The following is a 26,397-nucleotide window of genomic DNA, read 5'->3' on the forward strand; positions in this document are numbered from 1 at the left end:
GCGGATGCGCTGTTTGAACTCGCCGACGCACTGCTTGGCACGCGGGCGATCCGGACATCCTGATGGTGATGGATGTCGGCACCAACGGCCGCCCGCCCAAGCACGGACCCGAGTTCGCGCTGACCAAGCCTGCGAATCTCCTCGCGTACGCCTACGCGATGGGAGGCATCAGCAAGGCAAGCGCCAGGGACTGCTGGGCACTGAGCAGTGGGCCGCGCCGCGAAGCCGGGTGGCCGTCCGCCGACCCCTCGAATTCGCCGCGCGGCAGGGAGAAGCGGTTCCCCCGGTCAGTGCTGCGTCGAAACCGGTTCGCTCGCCTTCACACGGTGAATCCGTCGAGGGTGCTGTACTGACCGGACAACTTGGTCACCACGATGGTGTGTCTGCCCGAGGAGAGCAGACCGGACGTGTACACCGCGACGTTCGCATGTCGTACGCCGTCGCTCGGCAGTGTGCTGACGACCTGCTGCGGTCCGCCGTCGATGCTGATGCCGATGTTTCCCTGGTCGGTGTTCTGCTCGCCGTACACCGTGACTCTGGTGCCGGTGAAGGTGAGCGACGCGGTCGACCCGTTCGACGTCGCGTAGTGGACGTCGTTCTGATGGTCGCCGTAGGAGCGGCCGCCCGCGTACGCGAATCCGCTGTAGGTGATGCTGCTGTCGTCGTCGTTGAGCCGGATGGATCCAGGGACCTGCGGAGTGACGGAGATCTGCCCGGCTGTGGTGCCGGCCGGAACCGGGACGATCATGAATCCGCTGGACAGGTGGGTCACATTGGCGACCGGGGTGGTGCCGATGTATACCGGCGTTGCCGGGCCGAAGCCCTCGCCGGCAACGAGGACCTCCGTCGCGTTGGCCGTGGGCGACACGTAGAAGATTCTCGCGGGGACGGAGAGGACCGGCGTGAAGGACCCGGAGCCCGTGCCCGCGGCGCGCAGCAGGGCGTTGGGAAGGTCGGTCGGCTTGGGGGTTGCCGGGATGGTCGTGTTCCCACTCGCGTGAGTGTCGACCGGCTGGGCGCACGGGTATGACTGGATGCCGGCGGAGAAGTAATTGCCGGTGATCCAGAAGTGGCCCGTCGGGCTACAGCCGCCGTGCGCTTTGTCACCGGCGCGGAAGGCGACGTTTCCCTGCCAGTTGATCCATTCCGAGCCGGCGTCGTTGTAGTAGGTGAAGTTGGTCGAGGGGCCGTTGTAGGCGATGTTGCCGGTGACCTGAAGGCCCTTGGCCAGAGTCTGCACCGGGTCGATCGTCGTCCCGTCCGCCTGGTACACGTACTGCGCCTGGTGTCCCTCGACGTAGACGGCGCCGCCGTCGCTGCGGACGGACAGGTAGTCATGGAGGATGTTGTTGCTGATGGTGTTCGAGCTGTTGATGTTCGTGGTGTTCTGCGGGGTGCTCGCCTGATTGACGTGACCCTGGATGACTCCGGCTGTGATGCCGGTGTAGGGCAGGTCGTACAGGTTGTTCCGGGTAATGGTCGTGTGCTGCGAGAACAGCAGGGTGATGCCGCTGGCCGAGGAGTAGTCGGTACCGATGTGATGGATGACGTTGTCCGCCACGGTGGTACCGGTCAGGATTTCGTTGGTGCCGATCGCAGCGGTTTCATTTGCTCCATTGGGGGTGCAGTTCTGCTTGATCACCGCAGCGTCGGACGGGTCGGTCGGCAGCGGGTCGTAGGTGCAACCGAGGAGGATCGCGGTGGAGGCGATGTCGGTGAACTCGTTGCCCTGAATGAGGGTGTTGGTCGCTCCGTACATCACGCCCAGTCCGGCCCCGCCGAGTTCGGTGAACCGGTTGCCGGTGAGCGTGATGTTCTTGGAAGCGGTGAACGAGACGTTCGCCAGGGGCTGGGTCAGCGATCCCCAGGGGCAGCTTCCTGCGGGATTGGAGAACGTGCACATGCCCTGGTTGTTCGCGCCGGTCATCCGCAGATTGCTCTGCACGTCGGCGAACCCGGAGCTGGTGGAGGGAGCGTTCCAGGTCGCGAACGAGAACTGAAGACCGCTGAAGCTGATGTCGTGGATGGGCGCGGCGAGAGTGCCGGCGCCCTGGACCAGGGTCTCGAGGCGCGGCAGTTCCACGTCGAGGGCGGACATCTGCTGGCCTGCGGAAGGCTTGTAGTACAACGTGCCGCTGGCGCCGTCCAGGAACCACTGCCCGGAACCGAGCAGTGCCTGCGCGTTCTCGATCCGCGCGGGCATCGTGTGGGGCGACATGGACGGCAGGCCACCGCTTGCTTGCGCGAAGGACGCCCGGGCGGTCACATTGGTCCAGCACGGCTGGCTCATCCTCAGCGTTCCGGCAGCCGCGGAGAAGCTTGCCACGCGGCACCTGGACTCGGTCCACGGCCCGTTGCCACCGGGGTAGTCGAACTCGACTCCCGCCAACTGGCTTGAGGTCAGCGAGCCGAACCACGCCATCGCCGCCTGGTCGCCGGAGATCGTGTAGCCCGTCGACGTTCCGGTCCACGAGCCCCGGAATCCCAGGCTCGCTGGGGTCGCCTGCGCTATCGGGGCCTTATGGCCGTCGATATACAGCTGGCGGCTGTTGCTGGAGCTGGGTACCGGAGCGGACCACACCCCGCTCGATCCGCGCTGCGTCCATCCGGTGACCTGTGAGGCCCCCGAGATCACCGGATGCGCCCCTGGCGCGGACCTCCACACCACTGGGTGGCCCGGCGTGCCCGAGTCCGCCGGGCCGAGGGACCAGGTCTTCGACAAGCGATACACACCGTCGGCCAGCAGCACGCTGACGTCCGCGGAACCCTCTGCGGCGAGATGGGTTCGAACCGCCTCCTGGGCACCGGACAGGGAACACGGGGCCGAGGAGGAACAGGTCGAACCCGCCCCGGACGGCGACGCGTAGAGCGTCACGGAGGGCGCGGCCGTGGCGGATTGAACTACGGGTGCCGTCAGAATCAGACCGAGGGCCGCTGCGATCGGGCCGACGCGGCGCAGCAGCCTCCGCGTGATCGAACCTTGTGGTGACACGGGCGGGTCCTTCCCATGTACGGAGATGAGGTGATTCTGAGTGACCGGAGGGTTGGCGTGGAGGGCCGGGCAGCGCGAATATTCATCAAGGGCGTTCCAGCGTCGGGAGCTCGGACCCGGGTGGTAAAGGACGAACGGGTATTGCGTCCGCTGGAAGACTCGCGTGCGTCTGAGAGGTGCTCCGGCGGGCTGAGGGCCTGGACCGCACACTTACATCCGATGTTTGGTGAATAGTCGGGCTGCCCGCCCCTTCCTGTCAAGGGCCTGCGCAAGCGTGCCGCACCAACGCTTCTGTTCCGGCAAGGGTGTTGAGCATGCGGTCGCCACCGCACGCTTACAGCGGCCACCTGAACTGCCCACAGGCACAGATTCATCGGGTGTCTGGCTGGTCGGCCCTGGCTATGACGTGCCCGCCGACAGCCTCCACTGCGGCGGGCACGTTGTCCCGTTGACGTTCGGTGGAGGTGGTGGCGAGTCGGGCTCGCTGCTCCGCTCCGGGGCCACCGCCTGGTCGAGGTGCACGCGCAGTCCGCGCCGTGCCGCCGAACGGCCCGGTGACGGCCACCGCTGGGGCCGCACCCCCGGTGACGCCGAGGCCGCCCTCGCCGCCCACGAGGCGCTGCCGATCAGCCGCGGTCCGCTGTCTCCTGGGTGGCTGCCGCGGCGGCCGTGCTGCGGACCCGTCCGCGTACGGCGAACCAGCCGGCGATCAGTGCGGCGGCGATGACCGGGATGAGCATGACCGTACGCCGGCCCACACCGCCGTCGGCCCACATCAGCACGACGACCCCGGCCAGGAAGGCGAGGGTGACCAGTTGGATGGCCGGCGATCCCGGCAGCTGGTAGGAGGGGCGCTCCAGCCGTCCTTCACGTGATCGCCGGACGAAGGCCAGGTGGCAGAGCATGATGATGCCCCAGGTGCTCAGCACACCGAGCGCGGCGATGTTGAGAACGATCTCGAACGCCTCACCCGGCACGACGTAGTTGAGCGCGACGCCGAGCACACAGACGGCAGCGGTGAGCATGATCCCGCCGTACGGGACCTGGTGCCGGTTCATGAGCCCCGTCCACCTCGGCGCGGAGCCGGCCATCGCCATGGACCGGAGGATGCGGCCGGTGGAGTAGAGACCGGAGTTGAGGCTGGACATCGCGGCGGTGAGCACCACCAGGTTCATCACATCGCCGGCCGCCGGCACCCCGATCTTGGAGAGCACGGTGACGAAGGGGCTCTCCGAGGCCGAGTACCCGTCGTAGGGGATCAGCAGCGCGAGCAGTACGACGGAGCCGACGTAGAAGACCAGCACGCGCCACATGATGGAGTTCACCGCGCGCGGTACGACCTTGTGCGGCTCGGCGGTCTCTCCCGCGGTGACACCGATCAGTTCGACGGCGGCGTAGGCGAACACGACGCCCTGGAGGACCACGACGACGGGCACCAGGCCGGACGGGAAGAAGCCGCCGTGGTCACTGATGATGTGCAGTCCGGGCGTCTGCCCGCCGACCGGGTGCTGGGTGACCAGCAGGAAGATGCCGATCGCCATGAAGCCGACGAGCGCGGCGACCTTGACGATCGCGAACCAGAACTCCATTTCGCCGAAGATCTTGACGGAGATCAGGTTCACGCTCAGCACGATGGTCAGCGCGATCAGGGCCAGCACCCACTGCGGGACATCGGTGAACAGGCTCCAGTAGTGGGCGTAGAGCGCGACGGCCGTGATGTCGGCGATACCGGTGGTCGACCAGTTCACGACGTACATCCAGCCGGCTGTGTACGCACCCTTCTCGCCCAGGAACTCACGGGCGTAGGAGACGAAGGAGCCCGAGGACGGCCGGTGCAGCACCAGTTCGCCGAGGGCTCGTACGACGAAGAAGGCGAAGATGCCGCAGACCGCGTAGGCCACGGCCAGGGCGGGGCCGGCCGAGGCGAGCCGGCCGCCCGCGCCGAGGAAGAGCCCGGTGCCGATCGCGCCGCCGATCGCGATCATGTTGATGTGACGGGACTTCAGATCCTTGCTGTACCCGGCGTCCCCCGCGTCCGGCGACGACGCGCCGGCTGTGACCTCCTTGAGTGAGGGGGGCGTGTCCCGGACGGCTTCCTTGCGCACAGTGGTTCATCTCGCTTCACTCAGGGGGGAAGTTCAGCCGAACCCTAGGCGAGGCCGAGTAATGATCTCCCTAGGTCCTGTCCGGCGGATCTTCGTGGATCAGCCCGCGGCGTCTGGTGCCGTGCATCGCAAGGGGGAGGATCGCCCATGTACTGGATGTACTTGGGTGACTCCGACAACGCGGCGAGGTGCGGTGCCAGGCGTCGCGGGCCCGCGAAGATCCGCCGGACAGGACCTAGTGCCGTGAGGCACCGGTGGGTGGTGTCAGCGGCCGTACGTATTGCGGCACAGCTCTACGATGGGCGACTTCGCGACGCCGTCCGATGCCGCACAGAGACCGCGCATGTCGTTGAAGTCCTGTCGGGGACGCAGCGGTCGCACACCGAGACGCGGCTGCGTACGGGGGCGCCGCAGCTCGTCCTCGGGCGCTCCGGGTCCGTGTACGAAGGGGTCCGCCGCGGCTCTCTCCGGCGCCTGACGGTCGTCCGAACGGTCCTGCTGAGCGGCGGACTTGGTGCTCTCCGGCGTGTCTTCGGGGCCCGTCGCCGCGAGCTCTTCGCGGGCCGGCGACTGCGCCGGCCGGGATGACTCGACCGGAGCGGGCGACCGGTTCTGCGCCGGTGCGAGGTTCGGGAGCGGCGGGTTTTCGGGGGGTGACACGGACATACAGCCCGTTGTGCCGAGGAAGAGTGCGAGAGCGAGAGGCAGCATGATGGTGTGGCGCATTCGTCCACCCTGCTCCTGATCGTGCCGAGCCCGGGGGCGGCACGCCACAGAACCACCGTCACGGATGACCTCGTTCGGGCCGGGACCGCCCGCGCCGTTGACATCGCCGTCGGCCCAAGGCGGTTGCCGCAGAAGGCTATCCGAGGTGTCGCGTCGACGGCGGGGCCTGACCGGTGGGCGCGGACAGCCCGGCCGACGCGGCCGCGTGGCAGGCGCCGCGGCCGTCGGCGCGGGCGACGATCCGGTTCGCCACGGTACGGACGGCGGCCTCGGTCCCGTCGCTGACGGCGGGCACACCGGCCGCCGCGGCGAGGGCGCCCGACTCGTCGAACACCACCTGCAGGCGTGGCAGTGCCGAGGGGGGAAAGGCCCGGCGCAGACAGTTGCAGAGCTCGGCGACGGCCAGCCGGGCCAGCGGCGCCAGTTCGGCCGGATCGCCGGTGACCAGGACGGCGGTGACGTGGGCTCCGTACGGCGCCGCCCGTACCGCCTCCTCGGCGGCTTCGAGCCGGTGCAGCCCGAGGATCGCCACCACGCCGTCGCCCGCGAGCCGGGCGGGCTCGCCGCGTACCGCGTCCACCGCGGCCGGTGGTGACCACGGTTCGTCGGCGGGCCGCGCGGCCGGAATCCATGGGGTGGGCGGCCACCACCCGTCGTTGAGATCGAGGCCCGCCAGCTGCTCGCAGGCGCTGACGACGTTGAAGGGCTCGATGAAGCCGGGCGCGGCGGCGGCCATCTGGTTCGCGCCGTGCAGGGTCGTGAGGGCCGCCTCCGCGACGCGCACCAGGCGGCCCTGCGGTGCGCCGGGCGGGCCCAGACGCTCCAGGGCCAGCCCGAGCAGGATCGCGTTCAGCTTCATCAGCTGCGCGAACGGCCGCCGGATCCGCTCCTCGGCGAGGATCTCCGGCAGCAGGTGCATGCCGAGCCTGGCCGCTCCGTGCTGCTCGTCGGTGTCGGCGAGCGGGAGCCGTGCGACCCAGGCGCGGGCGAGCGCGCCGAGCGCCTCACGGGCGGTGCGGCCCGGCTCCGGGTGCGGCGGCTCGGGCGCGCGCTCGGCGAGTTCGGCCAGGACCGCGAAGTACAGCGCGCGCTTGCCGGGGAAGTTGGAGTAGACCGCGCCACGGGTCAGTCCGGCGCGCTCGGCGATGCCGTCCACCTTGGCGTCCCGGAAACCGCGCTCGGCAAACTCGTTCCTGGCCGCTGTCAGCACCTTGGCGCGATTGCGCTCCTGCAGCTCCGCCCTGCTGAGCCGGCCCATCGCCCCTCACTCATCCCCGCGTTGCCGTCCGTCCGGCTTCAAGATACCGTGACCATTCAGATGGTGACGTCATATGTACGCACCATTCGAATGAAGCTCACCCGCCCGCACAACACTTGAGGAGACGTTTCCGAGTGGCACGCATCGGTGACGGAGGCGACCTGCTGAGGTGCACGTTCTGCGGGAAGACCCAGAAGCAGGTCAAGAAGCTCATCGCGGGCCCGAGTCCCCTCTGCATCTGCGACGAATGCGTCGGGCTCTGCAATGAACTCATCGCGGAGGACCTCGGCGCGGCCGCGGAGGGCGGGCCGCTGGAGCTGCCGAAGCCGAGGGAGATCTTCGCGTTCCTCGAGCGGTACGTCATCGGACAGGAGAGCGCCAAGAAGGCGCTCTCGGTGGCGGTCCACAACCACTACAAACGGATCCAGGCCGGCAAGAACGGCGGTGAGAGGGGCGTTGGGGCGAGCGCGAGGGAAGAGCTGGTCGAACTCGGCAAGTCCAACGTCCTGCTGGTCGGGCCGACCGGCTGCGGCAAGACGTACCTCGTCCAGACGCTCGCCCGGATGCTCGATGTCCCCTTCGCCATCGCCGACGCGACGGCGCTGACGGAGGCCGGCTATGTCGGCGAGGACGTCGAGAACATCCTGCTCAAGCTGATCCAGGCGGCGGACTACGACGTCAAGAAGGCCGAGACCGGGATCATCTACATCGACGAGATCGACAAGGTCGCCCGCAAGAGCGAGAACCCGTCGATCACCCGCGATGTCTCCGGCGAGGGCGTCCAGCAGGCCCTGCTGAAGATCTTGGAAGGCACCACCGCCTCGGTCCCCCCGCAGGGCGGCCGGAAACACCCGCAGCAGGAGTCCATCCAGATCGACACGGGCAATGTGCTGTTCATCGTCGGCGGCGCCTTCGCCGGCCTGGAGGGAATCATCGAGCAGCGGGCCAGCCGCAAGGGCATCGGGTTCGGCGCCGCGGTCCACGGCAAGGAGGAGCGGGCGCAGCGGGACGCGTTCGCCGAGGTCATGCCCGAGGATCTGCTGAAGTTCGGGTTGATCCCGGAGTTCGTCGGCCGGCTCCCGGTGGTGTCGGCCGTCCAGCCGCTGGACCGCACAGCGTTGGTCCGGATCCTCACCGAGCCGCGCAACGCGCTGGTCAAGCAGTACCAGAAGCTCTTCGAAATCGACGGCGTCGAGCTGGAGTTCACCGAGGACGCCATCGGCGCGATTGCCGAACAGGCCCTGCTCCGCCGCACCGGCGCCCGGGCCGCCCGCACGATCCTCGAAGAGGTCCTGCTCAATGTGATGTACGAGGTGCCGAGCCGGGACGACGTGGCCCGTGTCGTGGTCGACCGCGACACCGTGCTCGACAACGTCAATCCGACGCTGGTGCCACGCGAAGTGCCCCGCCGGGGCGGGGAGCGCGGCGAGAGGTCCGCCTGAGCCGCTCCCCTGCCCGGCCGGTGTACGGCGATCAGCGTCAGGTCAGCAGAACCAGCCGTTCTGCACCCAGCCGCGCCGGTTGATGTCTCCGTAGGCGAAGCCGTAGACCCAGTCGCCGTTCACCTGCTCCACCAGGAAGGTCTGGCCGCGGGTGAGGGTGCCCATCCAGGCGCCGTGCGGAGCTGTGACACGGACGAAGAGGTCGTTGGCGCACACGGCTTCCCGTTGGCCCACGGTGCCGTTCGCGGCCTGCGCCGGTGTCGTGAGGAATGTGGCGGCGAGCGCGAGCGACAGCGCGCAGGTGGCGCGCGCGAGGTGACGTGTCATCGACGGACTCCGTTGGGTGGGTGTGAGGAAGGAGCGGGGTTACCAGGATCCGAAGCCGCCCAGGCATTCCTGCCGGACGAAGCCCCAGTCGTTGGGACCGAAGTCGAAGGTGGCCGCCCAGCCGTTGTAAACGGGGTGAGCGCCGCGGGTGTGGCCGACCTTGTCGCCGCGCAGGAGCGTCCGCTTGAGACCCACCGGGCCGCTCGCGCTGTCGTAGTTGGCGTAGAAACTGGCGCTGTCGCACACGATGACGGCGTGGTCCGGCACCGTGGGATCCGCCTGGGCGGCCGACGGTGCGAGTGCCAGAGACCCGCCGAGAAGTGCGCAGAGGCCCGTCATCACACGCAGCCGCTTTGTCATGAGCATGAGGGAGATAGTAAGTGCCGGTGGGTACGCGGTCCAGAGGACGGGGCAAGGCCCGTTCCCGGACAACACCGCCGACGGGCCCACTGCCGGCCGAGGGTGCGGGTGAGGGTGCCGGGCGGGCGACAGCCGCCCGGCACCCCCTGGCGTAACCGCTACTCCCACTCCACCGTGAGTGTGGCGTCGGCGCCGGACTTCATGAAGGCGTACGCGGTGGAGGCCGGCGCGGACGCGAGGCGCAGCCGCACCTGCGTGGTGCCGGTGAGGTTCACCGCGGTGAAGTCACTGGACGCCTTCGTACCTGAGGTGAAGCTGCCGATCTGCGCCGCCTCGGCCGCCGTGGCCGCGGCGGACCAGTCGTCGGCGGCCGTCGCGCAGCTCGCCCCGAAGCAGCCGGACCTGATGTCCAGAACCATCCGGTTGCCCGCCGCCCACGGGTCGCCACTGCCACTGGCGCGCGCCACGGTCAGGAACGCCCTCTTCACCTTCACCCCGTCCGGGAGCGAAGCGGTGTCGAACGAGAACACGGCCCGGTTGTGCAGCCCGTCCGTGCCCCGGCCGACCGCCACGCCCAGGCTGCCTTCGAGCGTGCCGACCGCCGGGGTGCCGCCGGTCGCGGACGCCTTCACATACCCGTCGTCCGCGGCCAGGCTCGGCAGCACCGCGGTGTGCGTCTCGTTCCCGGGTGGTGTTCCGCCGCCGCCGTCGCCGAGACCCCAGAACTGGCCGATGCGGTACGAGGCGCACAGATTGACGTCGAGGACGTAGGCGCCCGCGGTGCCGCACTGCTGCGCTCCCGTCCCCGGGTCGACCGGCTGGCCGTGTCCCATGCCCGTGATCGAGTAGGTCTCCACCACGGCCCGTCCGGCGCTGTTGCGATACACCGCGTGCGGATAGCCGGCCACGGTGTCGGTGGCATCGGCCGTGGTGTCCGTGCCCTGGACAGCGGTCCACTGCTCCACGGTCTCCGTCATGTTGACGGGGGCGACCGTCGTGTCGCTGGTCCCCTGCCAGACCGAGACCGCCGGCCACGGCCCGCCGTAACCGGGGTACGCGGCACGGACCTTGTCGGCCCAGGCCGCCGGAGTCAGGTTCTTCCCGGGGTTCATGCAGCTGAAGGCGTCGACCACACTGGTCGCACAGGCGTAGGGCAGGCCGGCCACCGGCGCTCCCGCGGCGAACACGTCCGGGTAGGCGGCGAGCATGACGTTGGTCATCGCGGCCCCCGCGGACAGCCCGGTCGCGTAGACCCGGGCGGCGTCACTGCCCAGGTCGGTCTTCATCCGGTCCGTCATCTGCTTGATCGACAGTGTCTCGCCGGCGCCGCGCCCGATGTCCGCGGACTCGAACCAGTTGAAGCAGGAGTTGAGATTGTTCCCGGACTGCTGCTGGGGCAGCAGCAGCGCGAAGCCCCACTGGTCGGCCCACTTGGTCCAGCCGGTCTCCGCGTCGTACGCGGCTGCCGACTGCGTACAGCCGTGCATCGCCACGACGAGGGGGCGGCCGGCGGGCAGGCCGTCCGGCACGTACCGGAACATCCGCAGGTTGCCGGGGTTCGTGCCGAAGCCGGTCACTTCGGTGAGCGACGCGGCCTGCGCCGTGGGCACGAACCCGGGCCCGCCCATCCCGAGCAGGGTGACGAGCAGCGCGAGCAGCAGCCCGGCGGTGGACAGTTTTCTCGATGTACGGGTTCTCTGCATGGCGGCTCCTTCGAGGCGTCCCCCCTGTGGCGGGATACGGACTGTAGAGCCGCTCACACACGGCGCAGCACGGGCCGGACCCCTATCAATCCAACGGAGCGGTGGGGCCCGGCCACATGGACGTCCGTGTGGCGCACCGGTGTTCGGTCGTGAAACTGCCCTGGCCGAGCCGGCCGGTGGCAGCCACCCCTCGCGCACGAGGTCGGGGAGTCGAACTCCGGTCCGTGGCACACTCTTTCGCCCGCCGAGGCCACCCCGGAGCCATAACACCACTTGCGAGCGTCGACGATGGTTTCCGCCCTGCTCGTCCCCGTTCCCACCAACAAGATTAGGCTGCTGTCCGGCGGCCACCAGCGGGGGCAACAGCGGCGGCCCGGAACGAAGGGCGACACCATGACATCCGCATTCGGCACACCAGGCAGTATCGAAGCGACCACAGCACTCCTGCAGGCGGAACTCCCCCGGCTCGAAGCACACCAGCAGATACTCGAAAAGGACCTGGCGACCGTCACCGAGCGCCTGGAGTCGGTCCGTACCGCCCTGAGCGCCCTGCACGGCTTGTCCCTCGCCCCCTACGTGGCGGAGCCGGCGGTGTCAGCGGACGACGCGTCGGCGGCGGCGCCCAGCGCTTCGGGGGGCGCCGCGGCCGCGACGGTCCCGGAAGCGGAGCCCACCGCGGAGCAGACTTCCCCCACCGAGCAGACGGCTGCCCCCGCACGCCGCAAGTCCCGCAAGGCGAGCTCGGACACGAACCGCGCCACCGGCGCGAGCCGTAAGGGGAAGACGGACGAGCCCAAGGAGCAGAAGCACCGCCCCGCGAAGGGCGGCGCGGCGAAGGAGTCGGCGCCGGCCGTCCAGGACAAGGCCGTCGAGGACAAGCACCCCAGTGGCCTGACCGAGCAGGTCGTCGAGATCCTGTCCAAGGCCGGTGACGCCCCTGTCCGGGCCCGCGACGTGGCGCAGGCGCTGGGACGCGATGACACTCCCGGCAGCATCAACGCCGTACGCAGCACGCTCGACCGCCTCGTCGCCACCTCACGCGCCCACCGCGCGGGACGCGGTCTCTACCAGTCCCCCGGCAACTGAGCGGGGGACGACGAGGGCCGGGCCGGCGGCGTCAACCAGGTAGGCGGTGACAACGGGGGTGACGGCGTCGCTCAACGTGGCGAGAGCCCGTTGGGCGCCGTCCCACCGCCGCCGGCCTTGTGGACCGTCAGGCCGATCACAGCCGCGTTGACCAGCGCCGCCACCGCGAGGAAGGGCAGAACAGCCATGCCTTCGACGTCCAAGAACAGGACGAGGAAGCTGGTGGGCGCGGTGAAGAGGAGCGGGAAGATCCCGGCGAACGAAGCGTCGTCGTGGGCCACGAAAGCGGTGTCGATCCACACCCAGATGATCAGGGCCGCCGCCACGGCCAGATAGACCCGTGACGCCCAGTTGCCCACGACCGCGTCAACGACGCGCCGCACCGTACTGTTGCCGTTCATCCGTCCTCCAACGCCGAGTAGGACCCGCAGCCCAACCGACTGCTCGCTGTGCCCGGCTTCAAACCCCTTCGGCCGGCGGGCGGTTGGCGAGGGTGAAGCCGAGCTCCCGCGCCGCCAGGTCGGGGGTGGGCTGCGACCAGCGCTCGATCACGTGGTGCGTGGCGGAGAGCGACCGCGTCTCGGCGATGTCGACGTAGAGCGTTCCGCCGAGGTGGTCGGTCTCGTGCTGGACGATGCGCGCCGCCCATCCCGAGAACTCTTCGTCGATCTGCTGCCCCGCCTCGTCCTGCCCGCGCAGCCGGACACGTTCGTGGCGGGCGACCACGGCCTGCCAGCCGGGGACGCTGAGGCAGCCTTCGAAGAAGGCGGCCCGCGCTTCACCCACGGGCTCGTACGAGGGATTGACCAGGACACGGAAGGGCTGGGGAACGCGGCAACGCGCCTCCCGCACCGCCTCCGGGACCTCGGCCGGGTCCTGGATGACGGCGAGCCGCAGCGGGATTCCCACCTGGGGCGCCGCCAGCCCGACCCCGGGGGCGGCGCGCATCGTCTCCCGCATCGCTCGTACCAGCCGGTGGAGCCGTTCGTCGCCGAGCTGCCCTTCGTACGACAGCGCGGGAGTCCGCAGCACCGGGTCACCGGCGGAGACGATGGGCAGCGGACGAGGACCGTCGAGGACTCCGTCGACGAGTTCGGTCAGCGTGATGGCCTGCATGGATCCACTTTCCCAGACGCGCGCGCCCGGCGAAGGGCGGGTCCTCGGAACGGTCCTCCGCCGGTCCTGGCGGGCGGAGGACCGGGCGCCGGGGCGCGCTACGTCCCGTGGCTCCTCAACTCACCGGTCACGGCTGCTCGACGAGCTGGAAGGACTGCGCCGCTGAGCCGTTGCAGGAACGCTGGACCAGCTGGGTGCCGGATGTGGCGCTGTCCGGGGCGCTGAGGCATTTCCCGCTGTGCCTGGCGGTGAAGTGGTAGCGGCCGTTGGCCTCTGCCACGGGTTGCCACTGCTGGTTCGTTCCGCCGGAGTACGTCCACAGCTGGAGCGGGGCGTTGTCGGCGGTCGACACATTGGTGACGTCGATGGCCTGCTGGCTGTTGGCGCGGATGCCGATCCGGGAGAATCCGCCGCTGGTGGCGCGGAACTGGAACTGCTGGGCCGTGGTGGCGTTGCAGGTGTACTGCTGGATCGCCGTCCCATTGGCGGTGGCCGCCGCGCGGGCGTCGACGCACAGGTTGTTGCCGCCGTTGACGAGCGTGTACCACGCGGTCTCGGAGATCGGACCCGTCGGCGCCGGTCCGCCCCCTTCGCCCGTGCCCAGCCACTTCAGGCTGTCGATGATGAAGCGGTTCTGGGTCTCGCTGCCGAACGTCGACGACAGGGTCTGCCCCGTGCTGTAGTTCATGGCGTTGTGCCCGAAGTTCGCGTAGATCATTTTGTAGTTGGTGTTGGTCCACATGATCGGGTAGTCGCCGCTGTACCAGGACTGATTGGGGTCCGTGCCCAACGGGAAGCTCACCGGGTCGACCGAGGCCAGGGTCTTGATGTTCGGGTTGTTCCTGAGGTTGTTGTTCCAGCTGTACCACTCGCTCACCGAGGAGGTGAACGTGGCGGGCAGGCCCGTGGTCGAGGGGTGGGTCCGGTCCTCGACGCGCAGGGTCGCGGTGGTGGGCCCCCAGGTGTTCGACCGGAAGTTCCCGGAGCCGAGGAACTCGTTGTAGTACCAGGGCCAGCTCTGGGCGCTGGTGGTGAAAGCCGAGACGTGGAAGCCCATCCAGGCACCTCCGCCGCGCATATAGCGCTCGAACCCGGACCGTTGGCCGGCCGACTGCGGGGCGTCGTCCAGGAACAGCACCACCTGGTACTGCTGCGGGGTGATGCTGGACAGCAGCTCCCAGTTGTTGGTCGCCGTGTACGAGAAGTTATTGGCGGCCGCGGTCCGGGGGAACCACTCGTTGGCTTCCCGGACGAAGCTGATGTGGGCGTCGTCCCAGGTGCCGTTGTAGAAGGCCAGCACCTTGAACGACGGTGCGCTCGGCTGCTGTACGGCCGCGTGGGCGGGGGCGGCGGTCAGGCCGAGCAGCACGGCCAGCAGTGCGAGCAGCCGCAGGGCCATGTGCCTCGCACCGACTCTGTTCCTGGTCATCCGGGGATGATCCTTTCCTCGACCGGCTATGGGGGGTGAGTTCACACAGTGGACTTGCCATGCGCATGACAGGTGTACGCCACGGACGTACACAGCGCGATCGTGGGGATGCACCGCCCGGGGAAGGGGGAGCACGGCTCACTTCGTGATTTAAGAAGTGAACGAACCCCCTGTCAAGGTTTTGGTATGGACCAATGCGCGGCAGAACGCGGCCGGCCTGCCAGGGGCAGGCCGGCCGCTCACTTCACGCCCTTCGGCGACTGCTTCTCATCGTCGCGCCCACGCACAGCAGACCGAGCAAGGCGGTGAGACCACCGATGACGGCGTTGCTCCAGATGACGCCGGCGTCAGGACTGCTGCCGACGACCCAGGGAGCCGCGATCAACCAGGCGCCCATGACACACATGGCCCAGCTCAGGCCGTACATCCTCCCGGGAGTGGCGGTGAAACCGAGCGCCAGCACGGCAATCGCGATGCCCATGATGACGTTGTGCGTCGCCAGGGACGGCTGGGTGCTCGAGAAATGGATGATCCAGGGCGACACAGCGCAGTACAGGCCGACGAGAAACACCGGTCCGTCCACGAGTGCCACATCGTGCCCTCCGAGCATGCGGGCGTAACGCGCTCGCATCTCGGGAACGTCGGGATGACCGGCCAGGTCCCCCCTCGTATGTGACACGTCGGCCATACGACTCGCCTCCTTCGATCGCGCAAGTCTGACCAGGTCGCGCGACTCGGAGTCACGCACCAAAACCATTTTGCGCGCTTTGCAGGCTTTTGTGTAGCGGAGTCCGGGCATCCTCGACTCACCGGCGCCGTCCACGGGATTCATACACCGCCTCACGTTCTTGTATGTGAACAACGACCACCTCCAGAAGCACGCGCACACGCCATGGACAGCCCAGGGCCGGGAGTTGAAGATAGAGCTCCCCCACATCCAGAGGAGTCGTTCACATGGATAGACGACACCTGCTCGCCGGTGGCGCCGCGCTCGCGGCGACCGCGTCCGTACTGCCCGGCCTGGCCGGCCCCGCGACGGCCGCACCCGCCGCCCCCTCACCCCAACTGCCGTCCAGAGCAGCGATCATCAGCGTGCTGCGCCGCGTCGCCGACCACTGGATCGGCGCGCACAGCAACTCGGGCGACAACGGCTGGGCCAATGCGACTTTTTTCAGCGGCCTGCTCGCCCTTCACCGCCTCACCGGCGACACCCGGTACCTCGGTTACGCCAGAGGCTGGGCGGAGAAGCACGCGTACGGTCTGATGGGCGGCGTCAGCACCCGGCACGCCGACAACCACTGCGCCGGACAGGCCTATCTCGATCTGTACGAGGTCGAGCCGGAGGAGCAGAAGCTCACCGCGATCGAGGCGTCCCTGCGCCGCATGGTCTACACCGACCAGCCGGCCAAGAACGACGACTGGTGGTGGGACGACGCCCTGCACATGGCCATGCCGCCGTTCGCCCGTATCGGCGCGCTGCGCGGCGATCCGCAGTACTGGGAGAAGCTCTACAGCCTCTACCACCACACCAAGCAGGTGCGGGGCGGACCCGGTCTGTACGACGCGGGAAGCGGCCTGTGGTACCGCGACGACCGCTTCCTGCCCGGAAAAATCACCTCGCCCAACGGCAAGCCGGTACTCTGGTCACGCGGAAACGGCTGGGTGGCCGGCGGCCACACCAAGACGCTCAAGGTCCTGCCGGCCGGGGAGCGTCATGTCGCCGAGTACCGCGACACACTCACCCGGCTCGTGACCGCGACGGCCGCGGTGCAGCGGACCGACGGCTTCTGGAACGTCAACCTCGCCGACGCCTCGCACCTGCCGGGTCCTGAGACCAGCGGCACCGCCTTCTTCGCGTACGGCACGGCCTACGCCATCAGCGCGGGACTGGTCACCGGATCCGCCTTTCTGCCGGTGGCCGCCCGCGCCTGGAACGGCCTCGTGACCACCGCCGTTCACCCCGACGGCTTCCTGGGCTACGTCCAGAAGGTGGGTGACCGCCCCGAATCCAGCCAGCCCATCACCTACGACAGCACGGCGGACTTCGCCGTGGGCGCGTTCCTGCTGGCCGGAACCGAACTCGCCGTCCTGGCCGTTTAGGTTCCGGACGTACGTACGGTGGCCCGGCGCGGCCGCTCCACGCCAGGGGCGGCTGCCCTGCCGTCATCGTCGGCCCGGGCCGCATGATGGACGGTATGCCCGAAGGAGACACCGTCTGGCAGGCCGCCCGGCGCCTGCACCTCGCCCTGGCCGGCCGTACGCTCGTCCGGTCCGACCTGCGCGTGCCCACACTCGCCACCACCGATCTGAGCGGCCGCACCGTCCTCGATGTCACGCCGCGCGGCAAGCACCTGCTCATGCGGATCGAGGGCGGACTGACCCTGCACTCGCATCTCCGTATGGACGGGGCGTGGAAGGTCTACTCGGCCGGGGACCGATGGCGCGGCGGGCCCGGGCATCAGATCAGGGCCGTCCTTGACGCCGGCGACCGTACGGCCGTCGGCTACCGCCTCCCTGTCCTCGAACTCCTGCGCACCACGGACGAGCAGCGGGTGGTCGGCCATCTCGGGCCCGACCTGCTGGGCCCGGACTGGGATCAGGACGAGGCGCTGCGCCGCCTCCTGGACGATCCGGGCCGGCCGTTCGGATCCGCTCTGCTCGATCAGCGCAATCTCGCCGGCATCGGCAATGTCTTCATGGCGGAACTCTGCTTCCTCGCCAGGGTCACCCCCTGGACGCCGGCCGGGGACGTCCCGTCCCCCGAACGCGTCGTCGCCGCGGCCAAGCGCCTTCTGGAGGCGAACCGGGAACGCTTCGACCGTACGACGACGAGCACCGCCGTCCGCGCGCGGTCCGCCCATCGCTTGTACGTCTACGGTCGCGCCGGCCGCCCCTGCCTGGTCTGCGGCGCCGCCGTCCGCGTCGCCTCCGAGACACACGGCCGGACCGGCCGCGAGCGCCCGACGTACTGGTGTCCGCGCTGCCAGAGCGGCCCCGGCCCTGCCTGATTCGGCAGCGCCGTCAGACACTCGGTACGCGGCCGGTGCGGACCGCCTCGGTCAGTACCGCGTGGTCCCGCTCGTTCTGGTCCGCGTAGGCCTCCCCGAACACCGGCAGCGCGCGGTCGAACGAGTCCCCTCGGCCGAGGTAGGAGGCGATGGCGATCCGGTCACCCGACCGCGCGTGGGCGCGGGCCAGGGTGGCACCGCAGAGTACGCCGAACCTCCGCAGACCGTCCGGCAGCATTCCCTCCGGTTCGAGGACGCCCTTCCAGTCGTGCAACTGCCGGACGTAGAAGTCGCGCTGCCGTCCGTCGATGCCCTCGGTCCGTTTCCAGCCGAGGAAGATGTCGCTGGTGGCCTGCATCAGACGCTGGCCCGCGACGACCCGCTCGCCCTGGTTCTCGTACGCACTTCCGCCCACGTACCGCGCGAGGACCGACACGTCGGCCTCCTTCGCCTGTAGCAGGAGCGGGTCCTCGCCGTCCCTGCCGAGCAGCAGGATGATCCAGCAGCGGGTGCCGACACTGCCGACGCCGACCACTTTCCGGGCCACGTCGGCCAGCCGGTACTGCCCGAGCAGCGCGCGGCGGTCCGACTGCAGAGTGTCGCTGTACCCCGAGACGAGCTCCGCGAGGTTCTGTTCCAGCTGCCGGCGTTCCAGGTCGGGCAGCAAGTCTTCGAGGGGGGTCACCAGAGGCGGGTCGGGGGTGATCGTACGTTCGCCGCCGACGACACAGGTCAGTTTCTCGAAGGCCTGGAGGTTGTCGCGTGAGCGGGCCTTGTCCAGCACGTGCGACAGGCGCTTGCGGCGGGTCCTGTTCATTCCCTCGGCCACCACGGCCTCGAGCTCCGCCGTGTCCTGATGGTCGTACCAGACGTCCAGATTGCCCATACCGGCCAACACGCGCATCCGTTCACGGTAGGACCGGACCGTCGAGCGGACGATCTCCGCGCGCTGCCGGCGCGTATAGCCGTTCGCCCGGCCGGCGATGACCAGGCTGGTGGCCAGCCGCTTCACGTCCCACTCCCAGGGGCCCGGCAGGGTCTCGTCGAAGTCGTTGATGTCGAACATGAGGTGCCGCTCGGGCGAGGCCAGCAGCCGGAAGTTCAGCAGGTGCGCGTCCCCGCAGAGTTGAGCGGTGATACCCGAGCGCGGTGTCCCCGCCAGATCGGCCGCCATGATCGCCGCGGCGCCTCGGTAGAACCGGAACGGCGATTCGGTCATCCGGCCGTAGCGGATGGGGATGAGTTCACTCACCCGCGCCGCCGACTGCGCTTCGACGAGGTCCACCGGATCCGCCCGGTCCTGGGCCGGTTCGTAGACAGCGTGGGCGGAACGGGGCACCTGCGCCCGGGCGGCCTTGCCACGTTCGGCCCGTTCGCGGCAGGAGGGTGGCTGCGGTCGTTTCGGCGGTCCGGCCCGGCCGTGCGCACTGACGACAGAGGTCATGGGTGGTTCCTCCTGTCAGGGAGCCGCCGCAGGGCAGTTTCACCCGATCGGCGCGCTCCCCCACCACCGAAACACGCCTTCGCCGGTCATGCATCTCCGTACGCCCCGGAGGCCGGAACACGCGGCGTTCCGTACAGTCCTGATTACATCTCGTGACATGGGGAGCGCACATGAAAGCAAACAAGGGCGACCGCCTGGTGAGGCACGGCAGGGTCGTCGGTGAGCATGACCGGGTCGTGGAAATCGTGGAGGTGCTGGGGCCGGACGGCACGCCGCCCTTCAAGGTGCGCTCCGAGGACGGTCATGAATCGATCGTGTCGCCCGGGCCCGACGCGGCGGTGGAGTCGCGCAAACCACGCAAGTAGGAGCCCCCGTCGGCGGGCTCGGGGGCTCCGCCGCTCTCAGCCGTCCTCCGCGCTACCGGTCCGCGAACCACCGCGCCGCGGGCAGCAGCTTCTTATCGTATCCGAAGAGCGCCTGGTTCTCCCAGGCGTTTCCTGAGGAGGGGTCCTGCGGATCCCAGCCGCTCCCGTTCACCGCGGTCCAGGCCGGTTCCCAGTAGACGATGCCCAGACCGCGCCCCTCCGGGACCGCCTTGACGACGTTCATCACGTCCCGCAGGTTGGCCGCCTGACCGGCCGGGGTCGCCGGGTAGCCCGGTACCAGCTGGTCGGCGGTGGCGACGTTGTTCTCCAGGAAGTCATCGTTGGCGAGGGTGTGCGCGTAGGCGGTCTCGGCCACCAGCACCGGCTTGTCGTAGCGGGCCGACACATCGTCCAGATTGGTCTGGAGGTCGGACAGCGGGCCGTGCCAGTAGCCGTAGTACGAGAGGGCTATCACGTCGAACGGCACCTGGTGCGCCACGGCCTGGTCGAACCACCAGCGGGTGCCGGCGTTGTCGCCGCCCTCGGCCAGATGAAGGGCGACCTGGGTCGAGGGCGAGACGGCCTTCGCCGCCCGGGCCCCTGAGGTGAGCAGCCCCGCGAGCCGCGTCCAGTCGTCGGTGGAGCCGTCGGGCCACAGCATGCCGCCGTTGATCTCATTGCCGATCTGGACCATGTCGGCGGTGGTGCCCTGTGCCTTGAGGGCGTTCAGGACATCGAAGGTGTGGTCGTACACGTCGGTGCGCAGCCGGCTGTACGAGTGTGTGGCCCAGGCGGCCGGTTTGTTCTGCTTGCCCGGGTCGGCCCAGCCGTCCGAGTAGTGGAAGTCGACCAGGAGCTTCATCCCCGCGGCCTTGGCCCTTTTGGCCACCGCGAGGACATGCTTCTTGTCGTTGTAGCCGTCGGCCGGGTTCACCCAGACCTTGAGCCGGGCGTAGTTCATCCCGGCGCCGCGCAGAATGCGCAGCGGGTCCTGCCGTACGCCGCCGGCGGTGCGGTAGGTGGCTCCGAACGCCTCGTTCTTCGCGAGGGTCGACAGGTCTCCGCCCCTGACGTCCAGGCCCGTCGATCCGGCCGTGAAGCCGATGTCGTCGAAGTTGGCCCACTGCCCGGCGTGCGCGTCGGAGTTGAGGCTGAGGGTGCAGGATCCGCCGCGTACCTTCACCGAGGTCACGACGCGGATCCACTCGCCGTCGGGGGTGGGCGGCAGATCGGTGCGCCGGTCTGCGCTTCCGCAGTCGCGCAGTGCGATGTAGGCGGAGTTCTGGCCGCCGCTGGAGCGGACCCAGACGCTGAGCGTGTAGGTGCCGTCGGTCAGACCCGAGAGGCGTTGATACGTCTGGGTCCGGTAGGCCGAGGCCGACCAGTGGGTGAGGCGGAGGCTGCCGCTGTGGCCCCCGTTCTCGGTGAAGGAGGCGTTGCCCTGGCGGGGCGCCGACCGGGTGCTCCAGTCGGCCGGGGTGCTCGTCCCCGTTCCGTCCGTCTCGAACCCGGCGTTGCCGGGGCCGTCGGCCGCTTGGGCCTGCTGAGCGGGCAGGGCGGTGAGGAGCAGCGCGCCGAGCGCGGAGAGAGCGACCGCTCCGAGCGGTGTGCGGCGTATGCGGTGTGCGGTGTGCATCGTCGATGTCCCTTCGACCGGATGAGCGAGGCGGGTGGGGCGGGGCGGGAGGACCTGGGCGGGGGTGGGGCGGGACGACCGGGGCTCAGTCGTCGAGTTTCACGACACGTACCGCTCCGGCCGGGAGGCCGAGCCTGCCCGCGGCCCGGTCGCCGGTGAGGAGTTCGGTCCCGTGGGCGGACAGCGGCACCTTGGTGTCCGCTCCGGTGTGGTTGAGGGCGAAGAGGTAGGTGCCGCGCTCCCCGGTACGGCGTACCACCTCGACGTCGCGCGGCAGACCGGTGCGCGGCGCCAGGCGGGCGTCCTCGGCGGCGGCGCCGAGGACCGTGTCGAGGGCGTCGGGGCCAAGGCGTGTGGAGAGATACCAGGCTGTCCCCCGGCCCAGCCGGTGCCGGGTGATGGCCGGCTGTCCGGCGACCAGCCCGTCGGCGTACGTCCAGATCGTCTCGGCGCCCCGCGGCACCACGAACTCGCTCCAGACGTCTCCGGTCAGCTCCGCGCCGTCGGCCGCGGTGAGCCGGACGCGTTCGCCCGCGCCGAGGGGTGAGAACTCCTCGACGGTGAGGCCGAGGACCTCACGCAGCACGCCCGGGTGGGCGCCGGGGTGAACGGCGTCGTGCTCGTCGACGATTCCGGAGAAGTACGAGACGACCAGGGTGCCGCCGTTCTCGACGTAGGTACGGAGATTGCGTCCCGTGGCCTCGGAGGCGAGGTAGAGGGCGGGCACCACGACGAGCGGGTAGCCCGACAGATCGGCTTCCGGGTGGGCGAAGTCGACGGTGAGGTGGCGGTCGTAGAGCGTCTCGTAGAAGCTGTCGGCCCGCTCGCGGGCGTCGTGGTCCTCGCTCGGCCGCCATTCCAGCCGCTGGGCCCACCAGGACTGCCAGTCCCAGACCATGGCGACATCGGCGACCGTTCTCGTACCGCGCACCGCCGCCAGCCGGTCCAGATCCGCGCCGAGCCTGACGACCTCGCGCCAGACGCGGCTGTCGGTGCCGGCGTGCGGCACCATCGACGAGTGGAACTTCTCCGCGCCGCGCCGGGACTGGCGCCACTGGAAGAACATCGCGCCGTCGGAACCGCGCGCCACGTGGGCGAGACTGTTCCTGGCCATCTGGCCGGGGGCCTTGGCCGGGTTCCGCGGCTGCCAGTTGACCCCGCTGGTGGAGTGTTCGAGCAGCAGCCAGGGGGCGCCGCCGGCCACGGACCTTGTGAGGTCGGCGGCCATGGCGAGGTTCACATGGGTCCGCCGGCCGTCGGTGATGAGGTAGTGGTCATTGGTGACCAGGTCGACCTCGCGTCCCCAGGCCCAGTAGTCGACGGAGTCGCACTGGCTGAGGGCCGTCATGAAGTTGGTGGTGACGGGGATGCCCGGGGAGAGCCGGTGCAGCAGGTCGCGTTCCCGTACGAAGTTCTCCCGCATGGTGGCGTCGGCGAAGCGCGCGTAGTCGAGGCGCTGCGCGGGGTTGCACACGGTGGGGGTGGCGCGGGGCGGCTCGATCTCGTCGAAGGAGCCGTAGCGCTGGCCCCAGAAGGCGGTGCCCCAGGCTTCGTTGAGCGCGTCGACGGTCGCGTACGTGGCGCGCAGCCTGCGGCGGAAGTGGGCGGCGCAGTTCGCGCAGTAGCAGGCGCCGACGGGAACGCCGTACTCGTTGTGGACGTGCCAGAGCGCCAGCGCCGGGTGGCTGCCGTAGCGCAGGGCGAGCTGCTCGGTGATCGCCGCCGCTGCCTCGCGGTACGCGGGTGAGCTGTGGCAGATCGCGCCGCGCGAGCCGAATTCGTACCGCACGCCTTCCCGGCTCACGGGCAGTGCGTCCGGGTGGGCGCGGTAGAACCACGCGGGCGGGGCGACGGTGGGGGTGCCCAGGTCGATGCGGATCCCGTTCTCGTGCAGGAGGGCGATGATCCGGTCGAGCCAGCCGAAGTCGTAGCGGCCCGGCTCGGGTTCGAGCAGCGCCCAGGAGAAGATGCCGAGACTCACCAGGGTGACGCCGGCCTCGCGCATGAGGCGGACGTCCTCCTGCCAGACGGCCTCCGGCCACTGTTCGGGGTTGTAGTCTCCGCCGAACGCGAGCCCTTCGAGGCCCTCGGGTGCGGTCTCCGGCATGGATGCCTCCTGATGCTGCCTGCGGGGATGACTGCGTCATTGTGGGAACGTGCACACACATGGTCGGCGACGCAGATCCAACATAACCGCACACGAACAACCATTGACAAGTGTCCGGGACGTTTCTCTACTGTGAACGCTCACAGAGCATGGCCGGTCTGCCGCACTCGTGCCGGGGACCTTCGTCAGGGGAGAATCACCATGCAATTCACGACGCACCGACGCCTCGTGGCCACGTCCCTCACCATCGCGCTCGGCGCGACCACCCTCGCCGCCTGCGGTTCCGGCAGCGGCGACGAGGAAAGTACCGGCCCCGTCTCACTCAGCTACTGGGCCTGGGCACCCGGCATGGACAAGGTCGCCAACCTCTGGAACTCCACGGAGGGCAAGAAGGCCGGCATCACCGTCACGGTCAAGAAGCAGGCCTCCGGGGACGACCTGGTCACCAAGATCATCACTGCGGCCAAGGCGAAGAAGGCCCCGGACCTGGTGCAGGCCGAGTACCAGGCCCTCCCGACGCTCGTCAGCAATGACGTCCTCGCGGACATATCCGGCGAAGTCTCCGACGCCAGAAGCCAGTTCGCGCCGGGGGTCTGGCAGCAGACCACGCTCGGCACCGACGCGGTCTACGCGGTCCCGCAGGACTCCGGGCCGATGATGTTCTACTACCGCCAGGACCTCTTCAAGAAGTACGGGCTGACGGTTCCCACCACCTGGGACGAGTTCGCCGGTACGGCGCGCGCGCTGAAGAAGAAGGACCCGTCCAAGGCCCTGACCACGTTCTCCAGTAACGACCCGGGGCTGTTCGCCGGCCTCGCGCAGCAGGCGGGCGCCAAGTGGTGGACCGCGGGGGGCGAGAGCTGGAAGGTCGGCATCGACGACGCCGCCACGAAGAAGGTCGCGAGCTTCTGGGGCGGCCTGGTCGCGGAAGGCGCGATAGACAACCAGCCCATGTACACCCCGGCCTGGAACAAGGCACTCAACACGGGCAAGCAGATCGCGTGGGTGAGCGCCGTATGGGCACCCGGCACCCTGGTCACCGCGGCGCCGGACACGAAGGGCAAGTGGGCGATGGCCCCGCTGCCGCAGTGGAGCGAGGGAGAGTCCGCGACCGGCAGTTGGGGCGGATCGTCCACCGGGGTCACCAACGACTCGCCGCACAAGAAGGCCGCCGCGCGGTTCGCGAGCTGGCTGAACACGGACAGCCAGGCGCTCGCCGCGCTGGTGAAGGAGAGCGGTATCTACCCGGCCGCCACCGCCGCGCAGACGGGCGGCGCGCTCAGCGCGGCCCCCGGCTACTTCCCGAACCAGCCGGACTTCTACGCCCGGGCGGCCGAGATCGCGAAGACCACCGCGCCCTCCGCGTGGGGTCCGAACGTGAACGTCGCGTACACCGTCTTCCGGGACTCCTTCGCCCCCGCCGCCAAGAACAGGTCGGACTTCACCGCGGCGCTCACCGCCATGCAGCAGGCCACCGTCGCCGACCTCAAGAAGCAGGGCTTCGAGGTCGCGGGGTGATGGCCGGCCGGCGCGTACGCAACGCCCCTTACGCGTTCCTCCTCCCCGCCCTCGTCCTGTTCGCGCTCTTCTTCGCACTGCCCATCGGCTACGCCCTCTTCCTGAGCCTTCGCAAGGTCGAGGTCAAGGGACTGGGGCTCGGCGCGGGCGCACGCGAGGAGGTGTGGGCGGGGCTGTCCAACTACACCGATGCGCTGTCCGACTCCGAGCTGCTCTCCAGTTCCCTGCGGGTGCTGGGCTACGGGGCGATCGTGGTGCCCGCGATGCTCGGGCTCGCCCTGGTCCTCGCGCTGATGCTGGACGCCGAGCGCACCCGGCTCAGCGGTTTCTCCCGGCTCGCGATCTTTCTGCCGTACGCCGTCCCGGGCGTGATCGCCGCGTTGATGTGGGGCTTCCTCTACCTTCCTGACGTCAGCCCGTTCCACTACCTGCTGGACAGGGCGGGCCTGCCGCAGCCGGATCTGCTGGACGGCGGGCCGCTCTACGCGGCACTGGCCAATATCGCCCTGTGGGGCGGCACCGGCTTCAACATGATCGTCATCTATACGTCGTTGCGTTCCATCCCCGCCGAGATCCACGAGGCGGCCAGGCTCGACGGCTGCTCACAGCTCCAGACGGCCCTGCGGATCAAGATCCCGATCGTCGTGCCCTCGCTGGTGCTGACCTTCTTCTTCTCGATCATCGCGACGCTCCAGGTGTTCAGCGAGCCCACCACCCTCAAGCCGCTCACCAACTCGCTGTCCACCACCTGGTCCCCGCTGATGAAGGTCTATCAGGACGCCTTCGTCAAGGGAGACATCTACTCGGCGGCCGCCACCTCCGTGGTCATCGCCGTCGTGACCCTCGCGCTGTCCTTCGGCTTCCTCAGGACCGTGGGCTCCCGTTCGAACCGGGGAGAGACCCAGTGACCGCTGTCATCGCCCGCGCCCGCGACGGGCACCGGCGCCGTATCGCCTGGGTGCCGACGCTCGCGCTGCTGCTCGGCGCCGTGTACTGCCTGCTGCCCGTGGCCTGGATCGTGATGGCCTCCACCAAGTCCGGGCGGGAGCTGTTCTCCACCTTCACCTTCCTGCCCGGCACGGGTTTCACCGACAACGTCGCGGACCTGTCCGCCTACCGCGACGGCGTGTACTGGCGGTGGATGCTCAACTCGCTCTTCTACGCCGGGTTCGGCGCCCTGCTGTCGACCGGGGTGTCCGCGCTCAGCGGCTTCGCGCTCGCGATCTACCGGTTCCGGGGCCGGGAGAGCATCTTCAATGTGCTGCTCGCGGGCGTGCTGATGCCGCCGGTCGTCCTCGCCGTACCGCAGTACCTGCTGATGGCGAAGGCCGACCTGGCCGACAGCTATCTGTCGGTGCTGCTCCCGCTGATCCTGTCCCCGTACGGCGTCTACCTCGCCCGGATCTACGCGGCGGCGTCCGTACCGCTCGATGTGGTGGAAGCGGGCCGGATGGACGGGGGCGGCGAGTGGCGGATCTTCCGGTCGCTGGCTCTGCCGATGATGCTGCCCGGCCTGGTGACGGTGTTCCTCTTCCAGTTCGTCGCCATCTGGAACAACTTCCTGCTCCCCTACATCATGCTCGGCGACGACCGGAAGTTCCCCGTCACACTCGGCCTCTACACCCTGCTCCAGCAGGGCTCCACCACCCCCGCCCTCTACACTCTGGTGATCACCGGTGCGCTGCTCGCGGTGCTGCCGCTGATCGCGCTGTTCCTGGTCATCCAGCGGTTCTGGAGTCTGGATCTGCTGTCCGGGGCCGTAAAGTCCTGACGCG

General features: G+C 69.3%; 22 protein-coding genes. 8 read left to right on the forward strand and 14 right to left on the reverse strand.

Annotation, left to right across the window (positions count from 1 at the left end; all coding sequences use genetic code 11):
- Positions 1–319: 319 nt before the first annotated feature.
- From ACZ6MZ_RS11130 to ACZ6MZ_RS11145, 4 genes are all read right to left on the reverse strand, one after another.
- On the reverse strand, positions 320–2,722 hold the full coding sequence (locus ACZ6MZ_RS11130) for a hypothetical protein (protein ID WP_469351184.1): 2,403 nt from the start codon (positions 2,720–2,722) through the stop codon (positions 320–322).
- Positions 2,723–3,618: 896 nt separating this feature from the next.
- Entirely contained in the window at positions 3,619–5,097 is a 1,479-nt protein-coding gene (locus ACZ6MZ_RS11135) for an amino acid permease (protein ID WP_469351186.1), read from the reverse strand.
- Positions 5,098–5,361: 264 nt separating this feature from the next.
- On the reverse strand, positions 5,362–5,763 hold the full coding sequence (locus ACZ6MZ_RS11140) for a hypothetical protein (RefSeq protein ID WP_469351188.1): 402 nt from the start codon (positions 5,761–5,763) through the stop codon (positions 5,362–5,364).
- A 196-nt stretch (positions 5,764–5,959) separates the two neighbouring features.
- Entirely contained in the window at positions 5,960–7,081 is a 1,122-nt protein-coding gene (locus ACZ6MZ_RS11145; RefSeq protein ID WP_469351189.1) for a TetR/AcrR family transcriptional regulator, read from the reverse strand.
- Positions 7,082–7,215: 134 nt separating this feature from the next.
- Here ACZ6MZ_RS11145 and clpX point away from each other — a divergent pair, with 134 nt between their 5' ends.
- A complete protein-coding gene (clpX, locus tag ACZ6MZ_RS11150) occupies positions 7,216–8,523 on the forward strand; it encodes an ATP-dependent Clp protease ATP-binding subunit ClpX (RefSeq protein ID WP_389786215.1) in 1,308 nt (435 codons plus the stop codon).
- A gap of 42 nt (positions 8,524–8,565) precedes the next feature.
- On the opposite strand, the gene ACZ6MZ_RS11155 is transcribed toward clpX, so the two are convergent.
- The 3 genes from ACZ6MZ_RS11155 to ACZ6MZ_RS11165 all read right to left on the reverse strand — a co-directional run bounded on the left by ACZ6MZ_RS11155 (position 8,566) and on the right by ACZ6MZ_RS11165 (position 10,913).
- Positions 8,566–8,850 carry a hypothetical protein gene (locus ACZ6MZ_RS11155; protein ID WP_384188190.1) on the reverse strand — a complete coding sequence of 95 codons (285 nt, stop codon included), beginning with the start codon at positions 8,848–8,850 and terminating at the stop codon, positions 8,566–8,568.
- Positions 8,851–8,889: 39 nt separating this feature from the next.
- Positions 8,890–9,216 carry a hypothetical protein gene (locus ACZ6MZ_RS11160; RefSeq protein ID WP_384188191.1) on the reverse strand — a complete coding sequence of 109 codons (327 nt, stop codon included), beginning with the start codon at positions 9,214–9,216 and terminating at the stop codon, positions 8,890–8,892.
- 152 nt (positions 9,217–9,368) lie between these two features.
- Positions 9,369–10,913, reverse strand: a complete 1,545-nt coding sequence (locus ACZ6MZ_RS11165; RefSeq protein ID WP_469351192.1) for an extracellular catalytic domain type 1 short-chain-length polyhydroxyalkanoate depolymerase — start codon at positions 10,911–10,913, stop codon at positions 9,369–9,371.
- A 393-nt stretch (positions 10,914–11,306) separates the two neighbouring features.
- Here ACZ6MZ_RS11165 and ACZ6MZ_RS11170 point away from each other — a divergent pair, with 393 nt between their 5' ends.
- Positions 11,307–11,999, forward strand: coding sequence for a hypothetical protein (locus ACZ6MZ_RS11170; RefSeq protein WP_469351194.1), 693 nt, complete (start codon positions 11,307–11,309; stop codon positions 11,997–11,999).
- A 71-nt stretch (positions 12,000–12,070) separates the two neighbouring features.
- Here ACZ6MZ_RS11170 and ACZ6MZ_RS11175 read toward each other — a convergent pair whose 3' ends face one another.
- The 4 genes from ACZ6MZ_RS11175 to ACZ6MZ_RS11190 form a co-directional block, all read right to left on the reverse strand.
- Complete coding sequence (locus ACZ6MZ_RS11175) at positions 12,071–12,400, reverse strand: SCO4225 family membrane protein (protein WP_469351195.1); 330 nt, start codon at positions 12,398–12,400, stop codon at positions 12,071–12,073.
- Positions 12,401–12,458: 58 nt separating this feature from the next.
- Complete coding sequence (gene def, locus ACZ6MZ_RS11180) at positions 12,459–13,115, reverse strand: peptide deformylase (protein WP_389786224.1); 657 nt, start codon at positions 13,113–13,115, stop codon at positions 12,459–12,461.
- 127 nt (positions 13,116–13,242) lie between these two features.
- A complete protein-coding gene (locus ACZ6MZ_RS11185; RefSeq protein WP_469351197.1) occupies positions 13,243–14,544 on the reverse strand; it encodes a ThuA domain-containing protein in 1,302 nt (433 codons plus the stop codon).
- Positions 14,545–14,788: 244 nt separating this feature from the next.
- On the reverse strand, positions 14,789–15,232 hold the full coding sequence (locus tag ACZ6MZ_RS11190) for an SPW repeat protein (protein ID WP_389786229.1): 444 nt from the start codon (positions 15,230–15,232) through the stop codon (positions 14,789–14,791).
- Between the two features lie 266 nt (positions 15,233–15,498).
- Between ACZ6MZ_RS11190 and ACZ6MZ_RS11195 the strand changes: the two genes are divergently transcribed.
- Both ACZ6MZ_RS11195 and ACZ6MZ_RS11200 read left to right on the forward strand, forming a co-directional pair.
- Positions 15,499–16,644 carry a glycoside hydrolase family 88/105 protein gene (locus tag ACZ6MZ_RS11195; protein ID WP_469351199.1) on the forward strand — a complete coding sequence of 382 codons (1,146 nt, stop codon included), beginning with the start codon at positions 15,499–15,501 and terminating at the stop codon, positions 16,642–16,644.
- A 95-nt stretch (positions 16,645–16,739) separates the two neighbouring features.
- The gene (locus tag ACZ6MZ_RS11200; RefSeq protein ID WP_469351201.1) at positions 16,740–17,552 is read left to right on the forward strand and encodes an Fpg/Nei family DNA glycosylase; all 813 of its coding nucleotides are present in this window, start codon (positions 16,740–16,742) and stop codon (positions 17,550–17,552) included.
- 13 nt (positions 17,553–17,565) lie between these two features.
- Here ACZ6MZ_RS11200 and ACZ6MZ_RS11205 read toward each other — a convergent pair whose 3' ends face one another.
- The gene (locus ACZ6MZ_RS11205; RefSeq protein WP_469351204.1) at positions 17,566–18,996 is read right to left on the reverse strand and encodes a DUF2252 domain-containing protein; all 1,431 of its coding nucleotides are present in this window, start codon (positions 18,994–18,996) and stop codon (positions 17,566–17,568) included.
- A gap of 170 nt (positions 18,997–19,166) precedes the next feature.
- Between ACZ6MZ_RS11205 and ACZ6MZ_RS11210 the strand changes: the two genes are divergently transcribed.
- The gene (locus tag ACZ6MZ_RS11210) at positions 19,167–19,361 is read left to right on the forward strand and encodes a DUF1918 domain-containing protein (RefSeq protein ID WP_389786240.1); all 195 of its coding nucleotides are present in this window, start codon (positions 19,167–19,169) and stop codon (positions 19,359–19,361) included.
- 52 nt (positions 19,362–19,413) lie between these two features.
- Here the strand turns inward: ACZ6MZ_RS11210 and ACZ6MZ_RS11215 are convergent, their stop codons facing one another.
- Positions 19,414–20,997: a glycoside hydrolase family 53 protein gene (locus ACZ6MZ_RS11215; protein WP_469351206.1), complete on the reverse strand. Its 1,584-nt coding sequence runs from the start codon at positions 20,995–20,997 to the stop codon at positions 19,414–19,416.
- Positions 20,998–21,082: 85 nt separating this feature from the next.
- The gene (locus ACZ6MZ_RS11220; protein WP_469351208.1) at positions 21,083–23,104 is read right to left on the reverse strand and encodes a beta-galactosidase; all 2,022 of its coding nucleotides are present in this window, start codon (positions 23,102–23,104) and stop codon (positions 21,083–21,085) included.
- Positions 23,105–23,305: 201 nt separating this feature from the next.
- Between ACZ6MZ_RS11220 and ACZ6MZ_RS11225 the strand changes: the two genes are divergently transcribed.
- From ACZ6MZ_RS11225 to ACZ6MZ_RS11235, 3 genes are read left to right on the forward strand one after another with little or no spacing between them, the layout of a single operon-like run.
- Complete coding sequence (locus tag ACZ6MZ_RS11225; RefSeq protein WP_469351209.1) at positions 23,306–24,622, forward strand: ABC transporter substrate-binding protein; 1,317 nt, start codon at positions 23,306–23,308, stop codon at positions 24,620–24,622.
- Positions 24,622–25,530 (forward strand): carbohydrate ABC transporter permease, encoded by a 909-nt coding sequence (locus ACZ6MZ_RS11230; RefSeq protein ID WP_389786251.1) that lies wholly within the window; start codon positions 24,622–24,624, stop codon positions 25,528–25,530. The genes ACZ6MZ_RS11225 and ACZ6MZ_RS11230 overlap by 1 nt, the downstream gene beginning before the upstream one ends.
- The gene (locus tag ACZ6MZ_RS11235) at positions 25,527–26,393 is read left to right on the forward strand and encodes a carbohydrate ABC transporter permease (protein ID WP_469351211.1); all 867 of its coding nucleotides are present in this window, start codon (positions 25,527–25,529) and stop codon (positions 26,391–26,393) included. The genes ACZ6MZ_RS11230 and ACZ6MZ_RS11235 overlap by 4 nt, the downstream gene beginning before the upstream one ends.
- The last annotated feature ends 4 nt before the right edge of the window (positions 26,394–26,397 follow it).

It is taken from the genome of Streptomyces sp. NPDC042201 (assembly GCF_055582185.1).

What these genes read in the sequence shown, in the direction of transcription:
- ACZ6MZ_RS11175 (WP_469351195.1), bottom strand. Translation starts at nt 12,400, where the DNA reads ATGAACGGCAACAGTACGGTGCGGCGCGTCGTTGACGCGGTCGTGGGC.
- ACZ6MZ_RS11225 (WP_469351209.1), top strand. Translation starts at nt 23,306, where the DNA reads ATGCAATTCACGACGCACCGACGCCTCGTGGCCACGTCCCTCACCATC.
- ACZ6MZ_RS11190 (WP_389786229.1), bottom strand. Translation starts at nt 15,232, where the DNA reads ATGGCCGACGTGTCACATACGAGGGGGGACCTGGCCGGTCATCCCGAC.
- ACZ6MZ_RS11205 (WP_469351204.1), bottom strand. Translation starts at nt 18,996, where the DNA reads ATGACCTCTGTCGTCAGTGCGCACGGCCGGGCCGGACCGCCGAAACGA.
- ACZ6MZ_RS11210 (WP_389786240.1), top strand. Translation starts at nt 19,167, where the DNA reads ATGAAAGCAAACAAGGGCGACCGCCTGGTGAGGCACGGCAGGGTCGTC.
- ACZ6MZ_RS11170 (WP_469351194.1), top strand. Translation starts at nt 11,307, where the DNA reads ATGACATCCGCATTCGGCACACCAGGCAGTATCGAAGCGACCACAGCA.
- ACZ6MZ_RS11230 (WP_389786251.1), top strand. Translation starts at nt 24,622, where the DNA reads ATGGCCGGCCGGCGCGTACGCAACGCCCCTTACGCGTTCCTCCTCCCC.
- ACZ6MZ_RS11200 (WP_469351201.1), top strand. Translation starts at nt 16,740, where the DNA reads ATGCCCGAAGGAGACACCGTCTGGCAGGCCGCCCGGCGCCTGCACCTC.
- ACZ6MZ_RS11145 (WP_469351189.1), bottom strand. Translation starts at nt 7,081, where the DNA reads ATGGGCCGGCTCAGCAGGGCGGAGCTGCAGGAGCGCAATCGCGCCAAG.
- ACZ6MZ_RS11215 (WP_469351206.1), bottom strand. Translation starts at nt 20,997, where the DNA reads ATGCACACCGCACACCGCATACGCCGCACACCGCTCGGAGCGGTCGCT.
- ACZ6MZ_RS11155 (WP_384188190.1), bottom strand. Translation starts at nt 8,850, where the DNA reads ATGACACGTCACCTCGCGCGCGCCACCTGCGCGCTGTCGCTCGCGCTC.
- ACZ6MZ_RS11160 (WP_384188191.1), bottom strand. Translation starts at nt 9,216, where the DNA reads ATGCTCATGACAAAGCGGCTGCGTGTGATGACGGGCCTCTGCGCACTT.
- ACZ6MZ_RS11220 (WP_469351208.1), bottom strand. Translation starts at nt 23,104, where the DNA reads ATGCCGGAGACCGCACCCGAGGGCCTCGAAGGGCTCGCGTTCGGCGGA.
- ACZ6MZ_RS11185 (WP_469351197.1), bottom strand. Translation starts at nt 14,544, where the DNA reads ATGACCAGGAACAGAGTCGGTGCGAGGCACATGGCCCTGCGGCTGCTC.
- ACZ6MZ_RS11195 (WP_469351199.1), top strand. Translation starts at nt 15,499, where the DNA reads ATGGATAGACGACACCTGCTCGCCGGTGGCGCCGCGCTCGCGGCGACC.
- ACZ6MZ_RS11165 (WP_469351192.1), bottom strand. Translation starts at nt 10,913, where the DNA reads ATGCAGAGAACCCGTACATCGAGAAAACTGTCCACCGCCGGGCTGCTG.
- ACZ6MZ_RS11140 (WP_469351188.1), bottom strand. Translation starts at nt 5,763, where the DNA reads ATGTCCGTGTCACCCCCCGAAAACCCGCCGCTCCCGAACCTCGCACCG.
- def (WP_389786224.1), bottom strand. Translation starts at nt 13,115, where the DNA reads ATGCAGGCCATCACGCTGACCGAACTCGTCGACGGAGTCCTCGACGGT.